The sequence below is a fragment of the Streptomyces laculatispora genome (assembly GCF_017353455.1).
In the GTDB taxonomy this organism is placed as follows: Bacteria; Actinomycetota; Actinomycetes; order Streptomycetales; family Streptomycetaceae; genus Streptomyces; species Streptomyces laculatispora.
On record NZ_JAFMPZ010000482.1, the window covers coordinates 1 to 17,555 of the forward strand.

Sequence of the window (17,555 nt, forward strand, 5' to 3'; positions counted from 1 at the left end):
TCGTCGGCGAGGCAGCCGCCGAGGCCGAGTTCGCACATCTCGGCCAGCCAGGCGAGTCCCCGCTTCTGGTAGTCGCGCAACGTGGCCTCGAGAGCGGCGGGCTGGGCTGCGGGAGTGCGGGACTCGGGATCACGGATCCGGGTGACAAGATCGCCGAGCGCGCCGACGGCCTCGCTGACGAACGTCTCCCCGTCCCTCTCCACCTCACCGGTCAGAGCGGCGCTCAGCGCCTCCATAGGGGTGAGCGGTTCCATCCGGCGGCGCTTCGCGCGGGCCACCAGCTTCGGGTCGGCGACGACCCATTGGTCGCGTAGCCGGATCAGAGGGCGGCGCGCCTCGGCGAGGGCATTCATCTCGGCCTCGGTGAGAGGTTCGCCGCCGAGCGAGACCTGCCAGCGGAAGTCGAGCAGGGTGTCGGCGTCGAGCAGACCGCCGGCGCTGGAACCGGGAGCGGTGCGCTGCCCGATCTCCGCAGTCGCGGTGAGCGCCTTGACCAGTGCGCGCGGCCAGTGCACGACAATACCGGCCGCACGCAGCGCGTCGGTTGCTTCGCCCAGCAGGTCGAAGGCTTCGTCGTCGGTCAGCCGGAGCTGTTCGGGAGCGGCGTCCGCCAGCAGTCGCTGGAGCGGGGGCCAGACGCGGGCACCGCGGCGCAGCGCGAGCAGTGTCTCGGTTTCGGCGCGTGGGCCGAGCAGCCTCTCCACCTCACCGGGCTCGCTCCACAGCCGTGCGGCCTCCACGACGAGCGCCGGATCCGCCGCGGTGCGCAGTTGAAGGACGGCCCGGAACTGCCGTCGTCGACCCTCGGGCACGTCGACACGCAGCGAGACGCCGACCTCGGCGGTCAACGCGGCAGCGGTCTCCTCGGCCCAATCGCGCAGCGCGGGCACGGCCCGGGTATCGCGCCAGACGTACGGCACCGCTCCCACGGCGAGAGGCGCGGCCGGAGTACGGACCAGGTCGTCGGCGACCGCGTCGCAGAACTGGCGGACCAGCGCGGCCGGTTCGGCGATGCGTACCGGAGGCGGGCTGGGCTCGGGAAGGCAGTGGGCATGGGGTGGGAAGGCTGCGGCGAGGGCGTCCAGTGCCTGCCGCTGGGCAGCGGTGAAGGGGCCCGCCCGCCAGGTGTCGTAACCGGCCGGAGTGAGGGCCGGGTGGAGGCGGCCGTCGGCGAGCAGCCGCAGGGCGAAACAGGCGGCGCCCTGCCAGGCTGCGGCGGACGGGTGCGGTGGCTGAGCCCCGGTCAGAGCGGACACGGCGACCGCGACCGGCAGCGCGTAGCCGTCCACCCTGCGTCGTCTGACCGAGCGGCCATGCGGCAGCACCAGTTCCACCGAGTCGGTTTCCACACCCGCCGGCACGTCACCGCCCCCGGCGACCGCCCCGGCGGGCTGCCACAGCAGGAGCCGCCCGAGGCGGGCCGGCTCTCCGGGCAGGAACACCGCCGCCCAGCCCCTGTCGAGAAGCTCCCGCGCCCACGCGGTCGCATCGGGTGCGGCAAGCGGTGATGCGCTCATCACGCCCGAGCCCGTGCTCACTTCTCGTACGACGACCCGTGCCACTCGTTTCCGTCCTAGCGCCATCCGGGGGCTCCCGAAGGTGGCCCCGCCCACCACCGGACTCCACCACGTGCTGTCACCCACCGGCAAGCCCTGGCCATGCCTTCACGGGTGGGAACGGGACTCCTACCGCAGGCACCGTATGTGTCAGGCGGAGGATCACCGCGGCCCGGTCCACGTCCGCCCTGGGCGCCGATTTCGTCATCAGAGCGAACAGCGTCAGGGAGGTCAGCCATGCACGGGTGAACGTGCCTCGACTGCCACGTACGCGACCGTCCGAGATGGCACTGCGCCGACCGGGCACGGTTGCCATGTCGGCCTCGGCGTCGACGACATGGCCCACCCGTGCGGCGGCCGTGTACGGCTCTTCGATATCCGACCGGGCAACTGTGCTCGCCGACCGAAGGGAATCCTCGTAGCTCAGGCCGTGATAGGCGAAAAAGGCTTGACTGAGGTGACGAGGGTTCCCAGGCGCAGGCGGGTGGTCGCCGCGGCGGCGGCGGTGAGGGTGGGCAGAGCACCGAACCAAGGGCCGTCGCGGAAGGTGCGCCAGGAGAGGTGGTCGTAGGTGTACGCCGCGTGGAAGCCGAGCTCCTCGGCACGCTGCCACTTCGCCCGGCCTCCCCCGTGCCAGCGGTCGACAGGCAGGATCACGGTGCTCAGGCGCAGACTCATGCCCCGAGCCTACGTCCCGCCGCTCTGTCGTCCGAGGCCACCTGTCCAGCCGCGGTACCGGCGCGGAGCCGGTGGCCGCGGTGATGGGCGCGGTGGTGGGCGCGGTGGTGGGCGCGGTGGTGGGCGCTCACTTCCTGGCGTCGGTATCCGGGAGCCGGGGTACGGGCGGACGCGTCATCCACCGGTTCACGTCTGCGTAGGCCGGGGCCTCCTCCACGAAACCGAAGGCCCCGTGATCGAGCACCTCACGGGCTGCCCGGACGAATCCGCCCAGCGCCGCCCGGGACAGCGTCGAACCGAGGCTGATCCGGCGCACCCCGCAGGCCGCGAGCGCGGCCACGTCCAACGTCGGCTGCCCGCTCCCCGCGAGGACGTTGACCGGCCGCCCGACCGAGGTGCACACGGCGCGCACGGCCTCGGCCGACGGCAGTCCGGGCGCGTAGAGGACGTCGGCGCCCGCTTCCTCATAGGCCCGCAGACGACGGATCGTGTCGTCGAGGTCGGGGCGCCCGTAGAGGAAGTTCTCCGCGCGTGCGGTGACGGTGAACGGGAAGGGCAGGCCGCGGGCGGCCTCCACCGCCGCCGCCACCCGGTCCACCGCCTCCGCGAGCGGACGGACCGGATCGCCCGGCCGTCCCGTCGCGTCCTCGACCGAGCCGCCCACCAGTCCCGCGTCCGCCGCCGCGCGAATGGTCTCGGCGACGCCCTCCGGGGTCCCGGCGAATCCGCTCTCCAGATCGGCGGAGACCGGCAGCGGCGTCGCGGCAACGATCTCGCGGGCGTTCGCGAGCACCATGTCGCGGTCCAGCAGACCGGCGCCGTCCGGCAGACCGAGGGTGACGGCGAGACCGGCGCTGGTCGTCGCGAGCGCCGGGAAGCCGAGCCCGGCCAGAATCAGGGCGGTGCCCGCGTTCCACGGGTTGGGGATCACGAAGGGTTCGGGTCCGTTGTGCAGGTCCCGGAACGCGGCACCCCTGGACCGCAGTTCGCTCACAGACAGTGGCACTTTCACTCTCCCCATCAGGTACGCGGATCTTCTCGGCGGGACATCCCGCCGACGCGCGGCACGGGCGCCGTCACCGACCGATGAAATCAGCACATCGGCCGGCCGGCGGGCAGGTCCGGGAAGCAGCCGTGCCGGCGTCCGGCAGGCAATCCCCCGGTCGCGACGCAGGTGAATCCGTCGGCATATGCCAAAGGAATGTTCTCCTGTTCAGAAGCGTGCGTACTCAGATGTGCGCCCCTGCGCACGCCCGTGCACCCCGGTACGCGAGAATGGAGCGGTGACCTCAGCTACCGATTCCCCTCTTCCTGCCGCTCCCCGGCTGATCGCCACCGATCTGGACGGCACCCTCCTGCGGGACGACAAGACCGTCTCGGACCGTACGGTCGCGGCGCTCGCCGCCGCCGAGGAGGCCGGGATCGAGGTCTTCTTCGTCACCGGCCGCCCCGCCCGCTGGATGGATGTCGTCAGCGACCACGTCCACGGCCACGGCCTGGCGATCTGCGCCAACGGCGCCGCCGTCGCCGACCTGCACGACGGCGGCAGGCTGCTGAAGGTCCGCGCCCTGGAGCGGGAGACCGCCCTCGACGTCGTGCACACCCTGCGCGCGGCCGCGCCCGGCACCTCCTTCGCGGTCGAACTGGCCACCGGTATCCACTACGAGCCGGCCTACCCGCCCTTCCACCTCGATCCCGGCGCCACCGTGGCCGTCGCCGAGAAGCTGCTCCACGAGGAGGCACCGGGCACCGGCGCCCCCGCGCTGAAGCTCCTCGCCCACCACGGCGAGCTGACCCCGGACGACTTCCTCGCCCTGGCCCGGACGGCCGCGGGCGAGCGGGCCTCCTTCACCCGGTCCAGCCCGACCGCCCTCCTGGAGGTCAGCGGACCGGGCGTCTCCAAGGCCAGCACGCTGGAGCTCTGCTGCGCCGAGCGCGGCATCTCCCCCGCCGAGGTCGTCGCGTTCGGCGACATGCCCAACGACGTGGAGATGCTGAGCTGGGCCGGCACCTCGTACGCGATGGGCAACGCCCACCCGGCCGCCCTGGCGGCGGCCACCGGCCGTACGGTCACCAACAACGAGGACGGCGTCGCCGTCGTCATCGAGCGGATCATCGCCGAGCGGATCCTGTCCCGCACGGAGCGCTGAACCGGCGCGACCCACGGGTACGCCGCTGATGCCGCGCGGCATTTCGCGCGGCACGGCTCGGGCGGCATGACTCGCACGGCACGACTCGCGCGGCGTCAGAGCGGTGCCTGCCACACCACCGTCGTACCGCCGCCGTCCTCCCCGATGCCGGGCCCGAACCAGCTGGCCCCGCCGAGCGACTCCGCCCGGCGGGCCAGGTTCCGCAGCCCGCTGCGCCTGCCGCCCGGCGGGATGCCCACACCGTCGTCGGCGACCGTGAGCCGTACCGCGTCCCGCCCGTCGGGAAGCGTGGCGGTCGCGTCCACGACCACGTCGATCCGGGACGCGACGGCGTGCCGGAAGGCGTTGGACAGCGCCTCCCGCAGCGCCGCGATCAGGTTCTTGCCGGTCAGCTCGCCGACCAGGGAGTCGACCGGGCCGAGAAAGCGGTGCGACGGTTTGAAACCCAGCGGGACCGCCGCCATGTTGATCTCGCGCAGCACCCGGGTGCGCAGCCCGGACGGCGCCTCGGCCGGCTCCTGCTGCAGCGCGAAGATGGCGGTACGGATCTCCTGGATGGTCACGTCCAGCTCGTCGACCGCCCGGCCGACGCCGGTCTGCACCTCCGGCACGTCCGACCGGCGCTGGGCGCTCTCCAGCATCATCCCGGTGGCGAACAGCCGCTGGATGACCAGGTCGTGCAGGTCCCGGGCGATCCGGTCACGGTCCTCGTAGACCGCGAGCCGTTCCCGGTCCCGCTGCGCCTCGGCCATCATCAGCGCCAGCGCGGCCTGTGAGGCGAACTGGGCGGCGAGGGTCCGCTCCGTCTCCGTGAACGGCCGGCCGCCCCGGGCCCGCGGGGTGACGAGCGCGCCGAGCACCCGGCCCCCGCTGTGCAGCGGTAGCAGCATGCTCGGCCCGAACCGGTCCGCCAGCCTGGTGACCATGCGGGGATCGGTGGCCGAATCGTCCACGAAGACGGCCTCGCCGCCCAGCAGCATCCCCACGATCGGGCTCTGCGCCGGGATGATCACCCCGAGCGCCGCCACCGGTTCCTCCGCGGACACGGCGACGATCTCCAGGCCTCCCTCCTCGGCCGGCAGCAACACGATCCCGGCGTCGGAGGCGGCGAGATGGCGGGCCTGTTCGGCGACGACCGCGAGCGCGTCGTCGGCGTCCCCGCCGGAGAGCAGGGCGGTGGTCACGGCCACCGAGCCGTCGATCCACCGCTCTCGCTGCCGGGCGGCCTCGTACAGCCGGGCATTGCCGATGGCGATGCCCGCCTCGGTGGCCAGCACCCGGACCATGTGCAGGTCGTAGTCGGTGAACTCACCCCCGCCGTCCTTCTCGGCCAGATAGAGATTGCCGAAGATCTCGCCCTGCACCCGGATCGGTACGCCGAGGAAGGTCCGCATCGGGGGATGGCCCGGCGGAAATCCGGCGAACCGCGGGTCGGCCGTCAGATCGGCGAGCCGCACGGGGCGGGGGTCGTGGATCAGGGCGCCGAGCAGACCCCGGTGGCCGTCCGGCCGGTGGCCGATCTCGGTGGCGACCGACTCCGGGACTCCGTAGGTGACGAAGTCCGAGAGCCCCTTGCCCTCCTCGTCCACGACGCCGATGGCCGCGTAGCGGGCGTGGGCCAGCTCGGCCGCCGTCTCGCAGATCCGGTCGAGGGTGGTGTGCAGTTCGAGCCCGGTGCCGACGGAGCGCATGGCTTCCAGCAGCTGCGGCACGCGGGCGGTGAGTTCGGTGGACAGGCCCTGCAGACTGCGGGTCGCCTCCGTCGCGGCTTCGAGCGAGTCCTTCGGGTGCGCCGGATGCGTCGAGTCCTTCGGGTGCTTCGGGTGCTTGGGGCCCTGCTCTGACATACCCAGAGCGTAGTTAGTCCCTTTTATTGGGGAAAGTCGGGAATCAGTTCGGACACCTCGGACCCGCAGGCCTCAGACCCGTGCATCCAGGACCTCGCCCGGCTCCCGTACGGTCTCGCGCTCGCGCGCCAGCATCCGGCTCAGCGGACCGTCCACCGCCACGAGTGCCGCGTACGGGCCCCGCTGCACCACAGCGCCCGCTTCCAGGACCACCACCTCGTCGACCGCGTCCAGGCCTTCGAGCCGGTGGGTGATCAGCACCGTCGTACGTCCCCGGGTGGCCGCCAGCAGGTCCGCGGTCAGGGCGTCGGCGGTCGGCAGATCGAGGTGCTCGGCGGGCTCGTCCAGAACGAGCACGGGGAAGTCCGCCAGCAGCGCCCGGGCCAGCGCGAGCCGCTGGCGCTGGCCGCCGGAGAGGCGGGCGCCGTGTTCGCCGACGAGGGTGTCCAGGCCCTCCGGCAGCGCCTCGGCCCAGTCGAGCAGCCGGGCCTGTGCGAGGGCGCCGCGCAGTTCCGCGTCGGTCGCTCCGGTACGGGCCAGCCGCAGGTTCTCCCGGATGGAGCTGTCGAAGATGTGGGCGTCCTGGGCGCACAGCCCGACGAACCGCCGGACCGTGTCCCCGTCCAGCGCGGACGCCTCCACGCCGCCGATCCGGTACGTCCCCGCCCGCGCGTCCAGGAAGCGGAGCAGGACCTGGGCGAGCGTGGTCTTCCCGGAACCCGAAGGCCCCACGACCGCGATGCGCCGGCCGGCCTCCAGCGTGAGGTCCACGGAGTCCAGGGCGTCGTGCCGCGCTCCCGCGTACCGGGCCGACAGCCCCCGCACCTCCAGCGGGAAGGGCGATGCGGGCGCCTCGGCCGGGGTGGCGGGTTCGCACACCGGCACCGGGGCGTCCAGCACCTCGTACACCCGCTCTGCGCTCCGCCTGACCCGCTGCCGGTACTGCACGGCGAGCGGCAGACCGGTCACGGCCTCGAAGGCGGCCAGCGGGGTGAGGACGACGACGGCGAGCTGCACGCCGGCCAGCCGTCCGTCGGCCACCGCGGGTAGGGCGACGAGTGCGGCGGCGACCACGGTGAGGCCGCCGATCAGAGCGGTGAGCCCGCCGCCGAGCGCGGTGGCGGTCGCCGCCCGGGAGGCGATCCGGGTGAGGACGCCGTCGGCCTCCCGGGTCCTCGCCGAGCGTCCGGGCAGCGCGCCCGCGACGGTCAGTTCGGCGGTCCCGCCGAGCAGGTTGGTGATCCGGGTCGCCAGATCGGCGCGGGCGGGCGCCAGCCGCCGCTCGGCGTGCCGGGCACAGGCGCCGCTGACGAGCGGCACCCCGACCCCCGCCAGCAGCAGTCCGGCGGCGAGCACGGCGCCCGCCTCCGGCAGCAGCCAGCCGGTGAATCCGGCGGCTGCCGCTCCCACGACGACCGCGGTCCCGGCGGGCAGCAGCCACCGCAGCCAGTAGTCCTGCAGGGCGTCCACATCGGCGACGAGCCGCGAGAGCAGATCCCCGCGCCGGGTCCGGCGCAGACCTGCGGGCGCGATGCGCTCCAGGCCCCGGTAAACGGCGACGCGCAGCTCGGCGAGCATCCTGAGCACCGCGTCGTGCGAGACGAGGCGTTCGGCGTAGCGGAAGACCGCCCGCCCGATGCCGAAGGCGCGGGTCGCCGTCACCGCGACCATCAGATAGAGCACCGGGGGCTGTTCGGATGCGCGGGAAATCAGCCAGCCGGAGACGGCCATGAGACCGACCGCCGAGCCGAGCGCGAGGCTGCCCAGCAGCAGCGCGAGCGCGAGCCGGCCGCGCTGTGCCCCGGCGGCCTCCCTGACCCGGGCCAGCACGTGCCCGGTCCGGGCCGCGGTGTCCCGCAGCACCTCGGGCTCCCGCCCCGCCCCGTCGCCGGTGAGGTCATCGGGGGCGGCCGCCGGGCGCGGCACCGGGGCGGACACCGCGGGCTCCGCCGAATCGGCCGGTCCGCTCGTCGCACCCGGCTCCAGCCGCACCACCCGGTCGGCGACCGACAGGAGCGCCGGCCGGTGCACCACCAGCAGCACGGTCCGGCCCGCCGCCAGTCTGCGTACCGCCTCGACGATGCCCGCCTCCGTCTCGCCGTCCAGGCTCGCGGTCGGCTCGTCGAGCAGCAGCACCGGCCGGTCGGCGAGAAACGCGCGGGCGAGCGCGAGACGCTGCCGCTGTCCGGCGGAGAGACCCGAGCCGTCCTCGCCGAGGAGGGTGGCGGCGCCGTCCGGCAGCTCCGTCACGAAGTCGTACGCCCCGGCGTCGCGCAGCGCGGCCGTCACCGCGCTGTCGTCCGCCTCCGGCCGGGCCAGCCGTACGTTCTCCGCGATCGTGCCGGCGAAGAGGTGCGGGCGCTGCGGGACCCAGGCGATCCGCTCGCGCCAGCGTTCGGGGGAGAGGTCCGCGAGATCGGTGCCGCCGACCCGCACCCGCCCCTCGTCGGGTGCGGCGAATCCCAGCACCACGTTCAGCAGGGTGGACTTGCCGACGCCGCTCGGGCCGACCAGGGCAACGGTCTCGCCCTCGTCCACCACCAGCGAGGCCCCGGCGAGCGAGGGCTCGGTGCGCCCCGCGTGCCGGACGGTCACGCCCTCCAGCTCCAGCCGCAGCGATGTCGGGACCTCCTGCGTACCGCCCGCACGCGGCTCGGTCTCCAGGACCGAGAAGATCTCCTCCGCGGCCGAGAGGCCCTCGGCGGCGGCGTGGTACTGCGCCCCCACCTGCCTGAGCGGCAGATAGGCCTCCGGCGCGAGGATCAGCACCACCAGACCGGTGTAGAGGTCGAGTTCGCCGTGCACCAGCCGCATGCCGATGGTGACGGCGACGAGGGCCACCGAGAGCGTCGCCAGCAGCTCCAGGGCGAAGGACGACAGGAAGGCGATCCGCAGCGTGCGCACGGTCGCCAGCCGGTACTGCGAGGTGATGGTGCGGATGGACTCGGCCTGGGCCTTGGCCCGGCCGAAGACCTTCAGCGTCGGCAGCCCGGCGACCACGTCGAGAAAGTGCCCGGAGAGCCGCGAGAGCAGCCGCCACTGACGGTCCATCCGCGACTGGGTCGCCCAGCCGATCAGAATCATGAAGAGCGGGATGAGCGGCAGGGTGACGACGATGATCGCCGCCGAGATCCAGTCCTCCGTGACGACCCTGGCGAGCACCGCCACCGGGACCACCACCGCGAGCCCCAGCTGTGGCAGATAGCGCGCGAAGTAGTCGTCGAGCGCGTCGATCCCCCGGGTGGCGAGCGTCACCAGCGAGCCGGTGCGCTGCCCGCTCAGCCATTCCGGGCCCAGCGCCGCCGCCCGGTCGAGCAGCCGTCCACGCAGTTCCGACTTGACGGCCGCGCCGGCCCGGTAGGCGGCCAGCTCGGTGAGCCAGGAGACCAGGGCCCGGCCGAGCGCGACCGCGGCGAGAAGAAGGAGTGGGGTGCGCAGCCCCGACCCGGTGAGCCCGTCCTCGAATCCGCCCACCACCACTTCGGCGACGAGCATGGCCTGGGCGATGACCAGCGCCGCCCCGGCCAGGCCGAGTACCACCACAGCCACCAGGAAGTGGCGGGTGGCACGGGCGTGGCGGAGCAGGCGCGGGTCGATCGGTTTCACGTGAAACACCCCATGGGGCTCGGCTCGGTCAAGGCACTCACTGCGTTCAGTGGGCGTCGGCGATGTGGTGCGTACCGATCCGCTTGCGGAACACCCAGTAGGTCCAGCCCTGGTACAGCAGCACCACGGGAGTGGCGATCCCGGCGCACCAGGTCATGATCTTCAGCGTGTACGGGGTGGACGAGGCATTGGTGACCGTGAGGCTCCAGGCATCGTTCAGCGAGGACGGCATGACGTTCGGGAAGAGCGTCAGGAAGAGCATCGCGACCGCGGCCGTGATGGTCACACCGGAGAGGGCGAAGGACCAGCCCTCGCGCCCCGCCGCGACGGCGCCGATCGCCCCGACCAGGGACACCACAGCGATGATCATCGCGATCAGGCTCCAGCCGTCCCCGTTGTCGGCCTGGGTCCAGATCAGGAATCCCAGTGCCAGCACCGCGGTGACCGCACCCAGCTTCAGGGCCAGCCCGCGCGCCCTGACCCGGATGTCCCCGACCGTCTTGAGCCCCGCGAACACCGTCCCATGGAAGGTGAAGAGGGAGAGCGTGACCAGCCCGCCGAGGATCGAGTACGGATTGAGCAGGTCCCAGAAGTTGCCCACGTACTCCATGTCCGCATCGATCTTCACGCCGCGCACGATGTTCCCGAAGGCCACGCCCCAGAGCAGGGCCGGGATCAGCGAGGTCCAGAAGATCAGGTTCTCCCAGTTGGTCTGCCACTTCTCCTCGGGCCGCTTCGCCCGGTACTCGAAGGCGACACCGCGCACGATCAGGCAGAGCAGGATGATCAGCAGCGGCAGGTAGAAGCCGGAGAACAGCGTGGCGTACCACTCGGGGAACGCGGCGAAGGTAGCTCCGCCGGCGCTGAGCAGCCAGACCTCGTTGCCGTCCCAGACGGGCCCGATCGTATTGATCAGGACCCGCCGTTCCTTGCGGTCCCGGGCCAGCAGCTTGGTGAGCACACCGATCCCGAAGTCGAATCCCTCCAGGAAGAAGTAGCCGATCCAGAGGACGGCGATGAGCACGAACCAGACGTCGTGGAGTTCCATCTCTCGGCTCCTGTGCTCTCAGTAGGAGAAGGCCATGGGCCGGTCGGCGTCGTCATGGTCGCCGCCGATCCTGGTGGGCGGGTTGAGGTCGTCGTCCGTGAGCTCCGGAGGCCCGGCCTTGATGTACTTCACGAGCAGCTTGACCTCGACCACGGCAAGCGCCGCGTAGAGCAGTGTGAAGAGGATCAGCGAGGTGAGCACCTCACCCTGCGAGACGCCGGGGGAGACCGCGTCGCGGGTCTGGAGCACGCCGTAGACGACCCAGGGCTGGCGGCCCATCTCGGTGAAGATCCAGCCCCAGGAGTTCGCGATCAGCGGGAAGAGCAGGGTCCACAGGGCGACGATCCAGTAGCACCTGGCGAGCTTCGGGCTCAGCGCCTTGTTCTTGAACAGGACCAGGTGCGGCACTTCGTCCTCACCGGTCCGCATCCCCGGTGGCAGCATGAACTTCTTCCGGGTCAGCCACAGTCCCAGGATTCCGAGGGCGAAGGACGCCATCCCGAAGCCGATCATCCACCGGAAGCTCCAGAAGGCGACCGGGATGTTGGGCCGGTAGTCGCCGGGCCCGAACTTCTCCTGCTCGGCCTTGTTGATGTCGTTGATGCCGGGGACGTACGAGTTGAAGTTGTCGTCGGCGAGGAAGGACAGTATCCCGGGGATCGAGATCTCGACGGAGTTGTGCCCCTTGCTGACATCTCCGTACGCGAAGATCGAGAAGGGCGCGGAGTTCTGCCCGTCCCACAGCGCTTCGGCCGCGGCCATCTTCATCGGCTGCTGCTTGAACATCACCTTGCCGAGCTGGTCACCGCTGACGGCCGTGAGCAGGCCGGCGGCCACCACGGTGACCAGCCCCAGCCGCAGCGAGGTCCGCATCACCGGGATGTGCTTCTTGCGGGCCAGGTGGAAGGCGGCGATGCCGACCATGAACGCCCCGCCGACCAGGAAGGCCGCCGTGATGGTGTGGAAGAACTGGGCGAGCGCGGTGTTCTGGGTGAGCACGTGCCAGAAGTCGGTGAGCTCCGCGCGCCCGCGATCCTTGTTGATGCGGTAGCCGACCGGGTGCTGCATCCAGGAGTTGGCCGCCAGGATGAAGTACGCGGAGAGGATGGTGCCGAGCGAGACCATCCAGATGCAGGCGAGGTGGATCTTCTTCGGCAGCTTGTCCCAGCCGAAGATCCACAGGCCGATGAAGGTGGACTCGAAGAAGAACGCGATCAGCGCCTCGAACGCAAGCGGGGCACCGAAGATGTCTCCGACGAACCGCGAGTAGTCCGACCAGTTCATGCCGAACTGGAACTCCTGGACGATGCCGGTGACGACGCCCATGGCGATGTTGATCAGGAAGAGCTTTCCCCAGAACTTGGTGGCCCTGAGGTACTTCTCGTTGTTCGTCCGCACCCAGGCGGTCTGCAGGCCCGCGGTGAGCGCGGCGAGCGAGATCGTCAGGGGAACGAAGAGGAAGTGGTAGACGGTGGTCGTTCCGAACTGCCATCGCGCCAGGGTCTCCGGCGCCAGAGCTAGCTCCACGTCGTCTTCTCCTTACGTCGCCGTAGTTGCACCGGCATTTTGTCCCTTGAATCCGACTGAACAGGGGAGGAAGCAGGACATGCTTGTGAACGCGTTCACATTCACAAGCAATTATGGCGCACCCCCATATCGAACTCTCGGCCGGGGTACCCCTCCGGGGACGTACTGATCATTTCCCCCGAAGCAGACATCGCTTCGGCCCTGGGCAGAGGCACACAGAAGGCCCCGCACCTCGCGATCGAGGTACAGGGCCTTCCTTCATACGGACGCGTGCGGATACGTACGGCTACGACCGCCGGACGCGTCCGGCGGTGTCCGCTACAGCTCCTTGCGGTACGACTCCGTCACCTTCAGGAACAGGTCGTTCGCCTCGTCCTCGCCGATCGTGACCCGCACGCCCTCGCCCGCGAACGGCCGGACCGCCACTCCGGCCTTCTCGCAGACCGCGGCGAAGTCGGCGGTACGGTCCCCCAGCCGCAGCCAGACGAAGTTCGCCTGGGACTCCGGAACCGTCCACCCCTGTCGCACCAGCGTCTCCTGCACGCGCTGGCGCTCGCACACCAAGGAGCCCACCCGGCCCAGCAGTTCGTCCTCCGCACGCAGGGACGCCACCGCCGCGTCCTGGGCGAGCTGGCTGACGCCGAACGGCACCGCGGTCTTGCGCAGCGCGGCCGCCACCGGCTCGTGGGCCACGGCGAAGCCGACCCGCAGCCCGGCCAGACCGTAGGCCTTGGAGAACGTCCGCAGCACCGCCACATTGGGCCGGTCCCGGTAGATCTCGATGCCGTCCGGCACGTCGGCGTCGCGGATGAACTCCTTGTACGCCTCGTCCAGCACCACGAGCACATCGCCCGGCACCCGGTCCAGGAACCGCTCCAACTCGGCCCTGCGCACCACGGTGCCGGTGGGGTTGTTCGGATTGCAGACGAAGATCATCCGGGTCCGGTCGGTGATCGCGTCCGCCATCGCGTCCAGGTCGTGCACCTCACCGTCGGTCAGCGGCACCTTCACCGATGTCGCGCCGCTGACCTGCGTGATGATCGGGTACGCCTCGAAGGAGCGCCAGGCGTAGATGACCTCGTCGCCCGGCCCCGATGTGGCCTGCAGCAGCTGCTGCGCCACACCGACCGAGCCGGTGCCGGTGGCCAGGTGCGAGACCGGCACGCCGAAGCGGTCGGACAGCTCGTTCATCAGACCGGTGCAGGCCATGTCCGGGTAGCGGTTGAAGTGCGCGGCCGCGGCCATCGCGGACTCCATCACCCCCGGCAGCGGCGGATACGGATTCTCGTTGGAGGACAGCTTGAACGCGACCGGTCCGTCCGCCGCGGCCGGCTTGCCCGGCACATAGGCGGGAACGCCGTCCAGCTCGGCGCGCAACTTGGGGCTCGTCTGGCTCACCGCAGGTCCTCCTCGACCGTCTGTACACATCAATACTGCTCACCTTATGAGGATTGAGCGCCCCTGCGAATGGCAGGACGGCGGATTCGTCCGGTAGGCCCCGGAATGAGGGGGAGCGCTCCTCTCCCTGGCGCGCGCCGGTGGCTCACTCCGTGGCGCGCGTCCCTCGAAGAGGTGAGTTGAGACCTCTTCGAGACATCGCCCGTTCGGCAGGCCCATCCGGTCCGACACCCGACACATGATGGTCCCGCCCGATAACACCCTTGATTCACAAGGCTATTGGCTGCTGATGACCATGCAGAAACGTGCCTGTCAACGAGTGCATATGCGATCAGACCAACGGCCCGTGCGAGCCCTACTATCGGCTCGCCATGACAGCAGCAGGGAAGCACCAGGTGAGCCGGACGGAGACCCCCCGGCGCGGCGGCAGGCGGGGACGAGCAGGAATCCGGGATGTGGCCGCCGCCGCCGGAGTCTCCATCACGACCGTCTCCGACGCGCTCAACGGCAAGGGCAGGCTCCCGGACGCCACCCGTCGCCATGTCCGCGAGGTCGCTGAGCGCTTGGGCTACCGCCCTTCCGCCGCGGCCCGAACCCTCCGTACCGGCAAGTCCGGCCTGATCGGCCTGACCGTGACGACCTACGGGGACGAACCCTTCACCTTCACCGAATTCGCGTACTTCGCCGAGATGGCCAGAGCGGCCACCTCCGCCGCACTGGCCCGCGGCTACGCCCTCGTCATCCTGCCCGCCACCTCACGCCACGACGTCTGGTCGAACGTCGCCCTCGACGGCACCGTCGTCATCGATCCCTCCGACCAGGACCCGGTCGTCACCGAACTCGTCCGCCAGGGGCTGCCCGTCGTCTCCGACGGCCGGCCGGCCGGGACGCTCCCGGTCACCGCCTGGGTCGACAACGACCACCGGGCAGCCGTGCTCGATCTCCTCGACCACCTCGCCGCCGCCGGGGCCCGCCGCATCGGGCTGCTCACCGGAACCACCACCGACACGTACACCCGGCTGTCCACCACCGCGTACCTCCACTGGTGCGAGCGGGTGGGCCAGGATCCGGTGTACGAGTCCTACCCCGCCCACGACCCGTGCGCGGGTGCGGTGGCCGCCGACCGGCTGCTGGCCCGTCCGGACCGCCCTGACGCCGTCTACGGGCTCTTCGACCCCAACGGCACCGATCTGCTCGCGGCGGCCCGCCGGTACGGCCTGCGCGTCCCTGAGGACCTGCTGCTGGTCTGCTGCAGCGAATCCACCGTCTACGCGACGACCGAGCCGCCCATCACCACGCTCTCGCTCAAACCGCGCAGAATCGGCACGGCGGTCGTACAACTGCTCATCGACGCCATCGAGGGCGTCGACCAGGACGGCCCGGTGGAGCAGGTGATACCGACGGAGCTCATCGTCCGGACCTCCTCGCAACGACGTCCGCCCCGCACCACGGTCAGCGCGCCGCGCTCTCCGGCAAGGGATTGATCAGACCAATCGGGATCAATCGACCGGAGAACCCGGCGTGCGTTCGGATTCACCACCCCTGGTGCGTCACAGAGCACGATTCGCATTCCTATGATGGGCGGACGACACCGCGGACCACCCCGACCAGCAGGGCCCGTCAGGTGTACGGCGGCGCGACGGTGGTGGAGGGGTCGATGACACAGGGGGCCGGTCAGGAACCCGCGGTGCGGACGGCGACGTTGCGCGACTTCCGCGTACCGCCCTATGCGCAGTCCCCGGCGCCGCCTGCGGCTCCGCACCCGGGGAACGCCTTCCCGGAAGGTGAGGCGCCGGAGGGGTACACCCCCACCGAGCGCGACCTTCCGGTGATCACCCGCGAGGACACCGTCCGGGTGCGGGCCGTGCCCGAACCGCGGCCCGCGCAGGATCCGGAGCTCGGCCCCCTGTACGTGGTCGGCGACGTCCACGGCTATCTGGACGAGCTCCACGCCGCCCTCGCCGAACAGGGTCTGATCGACGGCGAGGGCAACTGGTCCGCGGGCAACGCGCGGCTCTGGTTCCTCGGCGACTTCACCGACCGCGGACCCGACGGCATCGGCGTCATCGACCTCGTGATGCGGCTGTCCGCCGAGGCCGCGGCCGCGGGTGGCTACTGCAAGGCGCTGATGGGCAACCACGAGCTGCTGCTCCTGGGCGCCAAGCGGTTCGGCGACACTCCGGTGAACTCCGGCGCCGGCACCGCCACCTTCCAGGCCGCCTGGCTGCTCAACGGCGGCCAGAAGACCGATATGGAACGGCTCCAGGACGTCCACCTCCAGTGGATGTCCCGGCTCGACGCGGTCGTCGAGGAGGACGGGCATCTGCTGATGCACTCGGACACGACGGCGTACCTCGACTACGGCACCACCATCGAGGACGTCAACGACACGGTGCACGCCATTCTGACGCGGAACGACGCCGATGAGTGCTGGGACCTCTTCCGCAAGCTCACCAAGCGCTTCGCCTTCCGCGACGATGCGGGTCCACAGGCCGTCCAGGAGCTGATGGCGGCCTACGGCGGCCGACGCGTCGTCCATGGCCACAGCCCCATTCCGTATCTGCTCGGCGAGGTCGGCTCCGAGGACGGCGAGGACAGCGCCGACCCGCGGGTGGACGGCCCCCATGTGTACGCGGACGGGCTCGCCATCGCCATGGACGGCGGAGTGACCATGGCCGGAAAGCTACTGGTCGTCCAACTCCCGCTGCATGACTGACGGTCTTCGGGGAAGACGCATCAACGACTCGACCGTGCCGATCACTGGGCCTATTTCCGGAAACCCCCTGTCACCCTGTGCCGTGGGCGCTCTACCATCGGCGTACCAGTAGCAGGCTCTCCTCCGTTTCCGCCCAACTGCCCGGTCATATCGGGCATACAGGCCCTACGGAGCATCGGGGGATGCACATGAACAGCGCTCCGCACCTGCTGACCGAGGACCGCCCCGAGTACGAGCGGATCCTCGACGACGCACTGCGTCACGCCCATGAACGACCGGATCTGGCCGCAGTCGGCGAACGGCTCAACCCGGTGCAGCTGCGCACCATGGCGATGGCCGCCACCGCCCTGATCACCGCCACGGCCGCCACCGAGTACGAGCACTACGTGAAGGCCCGCGAGGACCTGCGCGCCACGGCCGCCGGTCCCGACCAGGACGCGGCCGGGGGAACCGGCGCCGACGACCCCAACCAGTCGGGCGCCGGCATAGGAGCCGTCGTCACCGTGCTGGCCCCGGTGCTGGCAGGCACGGCCGCGTTGATCTTCCTGCTGGTCGGTTACCTCCTGAAGATGCTCAGCCCGCCACCGTCCTTCGCGGGGACCATGGTCGGCGCGGGCTGGGTCTTCGCGGCGCTCACCGCGGCCGCCATCCTGATCGCCGCCATCGGCCTCCTCATCGCCGCCCTGCGCAACGGCTCCACGTCCCTGGCCGCCGAGGACCCCGGCGAAGAACTGCCGGAGGACGTGGCGCGCGCCCGGGAGGCCTGGCGGCACGCACTGCTGGAGCGGGGCATCCTGCCGTTCCTGCGGGACGCGCTCGCCGACCATGGTCCCCGCGAAGGACGGTGGCGGGCTGAGCATCTTCAGGAGGTAACCGACCAGCAGGAAGATCAACGCGGCCGTGCCTGCCAGCACCGGGGCCAGCACGGTGACGACGGCTCCTATGCCGGCGCCCGACTGGTTGGGGTCGTCGGCGCCGGTTCCCCCGGCCGCGTCCTGGTCGGGACCGGCGGCCGTGGCGCGCAGGTCC

At 71.1% G+C, this 17,555-nt stretch carries 11 protein-coding genes and 1 pseudogene; 4 read left to right on the plus strand and 8 right to left on the minus strand.

Annotation, left to right across the window (positions count from 1 at the left end):
- From J1C73_RS24010 to J1C73_RS24020, 3 genes and pseudogenes are all read right to left on the minus strand, one after another.
- The coding region (locus J1C73_RS24010) for an SNF2 helicase-associated domain-containing protein (protein WP_278186624.1) at positions 1–1,517 on the minus strand (1,517 nt) is incomplete at its 3' end.
- A gap of 468 nt (positions 1,518–1,985) precedes the next feature.
- Positions 1,986–2,234: pseudogene (locus J1C73_RS24015) on the minus strand (LLM class flavin-dependent oxidoreductase); the annotation flags it as partial.
- Between the two features lie 127 nt (positions 2,235–2,361).
- Complete coding sequence (locus tag J1C73_RS24020) at positions 2,362–3,240, minus strand: isocitrate lyase/PEP mutase family protein (protein ID WP_307797785.1); 879 nt, start codon at positions 3,238–3,240, stop codon at positions 2,362–2,364.
- Between the two features lie 277 nt (positions 3,241–3,517).
- On the opposite strand from J1C73_RS24020, the gene J1C73_RS24025 reads away from it, so the two are divergent.
- The gene (locus J1C73_RS24025; protein ID WP_207318247.1) at positions 3,518–4,384 is read left to right on the plus strand and encodes an HAD hydrolase family protein; all 867 of its coding nucleotides are present in this window, start codon (positions 3,518–3,520) and stop codon (positions 4,382–4,384) included.
- A 95-nt stretch (positions 4,385–4,479) separates the two neighbouring features.
- Here the strand turns inward: J1C73_RS24025 and J1C73_RS24030 are convergent, their stop codons facing one another.
- The 5 genes from J1C73_RS24030 to hisC form a co-directional block, all read right to left on the minus strand.
- Positions 4,480–6,231 carry a GAF domain-containing sensor histidine kinase gene (locus J1C73_RS24030; protein WP_123460484.1) on the minus strand — a complete coding sequence of 584 codons (1,752 nt, stop codon included), beginning with the start codon at positions 6,229–6,231 and terminating at the stop codon, positions 4,480–4,482.
- Between the two features lie 72 nt (positions 6,232–6,303).
- Positions 6,304–9,837, minus strand: coding sequence for a thiol reductant ABC exporter subunit CydD (gene cydD, locus J1C73_RS24035; protein ID WP_207318248.1), 3,534 nt, complete (start codon positions 9,835–9,837; stop codon positions 6,304–6,306).
- A gap of 46 nt (positions 9,838–9,883) precedes the next feature.
- On the minus strand, positions 9,884–10,885 hold the full coding sequence (gene cydB, locus J1C73_RS24040) for a cytochrome d ubiquinol oxidase subunit II (RefSeq protein WP_123460483.1): 1,002 nt from the start codon (positions 10,883–10,885) through the stop codon (positions 9,884–9,886).
- Positions 10,886–10,903: 18 nt separating this feature from the next.
- The gene (locus J1C73_RS24045; protein WP_207318249.1) at positions 10,904–12,412 is read right to left on the minus strand and encodes a cytochrome ubiquinol oxidase subunit I; all 1,509 of its coding nucleotides are present in this window, start codon (positions 12,410–12,412) and stop codon (positions 10,904–10,906) included.
- Positions 12,413–12,730: 318 nt separating this feature from the next.
- Positions 12,731–13,810: a histidinol-phosphate transaminase gene (gene hisC, locus J1C73_RS24050; protein ID WP_207318250.1), complete on the minus strand. Its 1,080-nt coding sequence runs from the start codon at positions 13,808–13,810 to the stop codon at positions 12,731–12,733.
- Positions 13,811–14,181: 371 nt separating this feature from the next.
- Here hisC and J1C73_RS24055 point away from each other — a divergent pair, with 371 nt between their 5' ends.
- From J1C73_RS24055 to J1C73_RS24065, 3 genes are all read left to right on the plus strand, one after another.
- A complete protein-coding gene (locus J1C73_RS24055; RefSeq protein ID WP_207318251.1) occupies positions 14,182–15,294 on the plus strand; it encodes a LacI family DNA-binding transcriptional regulator in 1,113 nt (370 codons plus the stop codon).
- 173 nt (positions 15,295–15,467) lie between these two features.
- Positions 15,468–16,526 (plus strand): metallophosphoesterase, encoded by a 1,059-nt coding sequence (locus J1C73_RS24060; RefSeq protein WP_207318252.1) that lies wholly within the window; start codon positions 15,468–15,470, stop codon positions 16,524–16,526.
- Between the two features lie 182 nt (positions 16,527–16,708).
- Positions 16,709–17,555, plus strand: an 847-nt coding sequence (locus tag J1C73_RS24065; RefSeq protein WP_242644625.1) for a hypothetical protein, incomplete at its 3' end; no start/stop codon positions are given.

Coding starts and splice junctions, on each gene's coding strand:
- J1C73_RS24030 (WP_123460484.1), bottom strand. CDS start 6,231: ATGTCAGAGCAGGGCCCCAAGCACCCGAAGCACCCGAAGGACTCGACG.
- cydB (WP_123460483.1), bottom strand. CDS start 10,885: ATGGAACTCCACGACGTCTGGTTCGTGCTCATCGCCGTCCTCTGGATC.
- J1C73_RS24055 (WP_207318251.1), top strand. CDS start 14,182: ATGACAGCAGCAGGGAAGCACCAGGTGAGCCGGACGGAGACCCCCCGG.
- J1C73_RS24060 (WP_207318252.1), top strand. CDS start 15,468: ATGACACAGGGGGCCGGTCAGGAACCCGCGGTGCGGACGGCGACGTTG.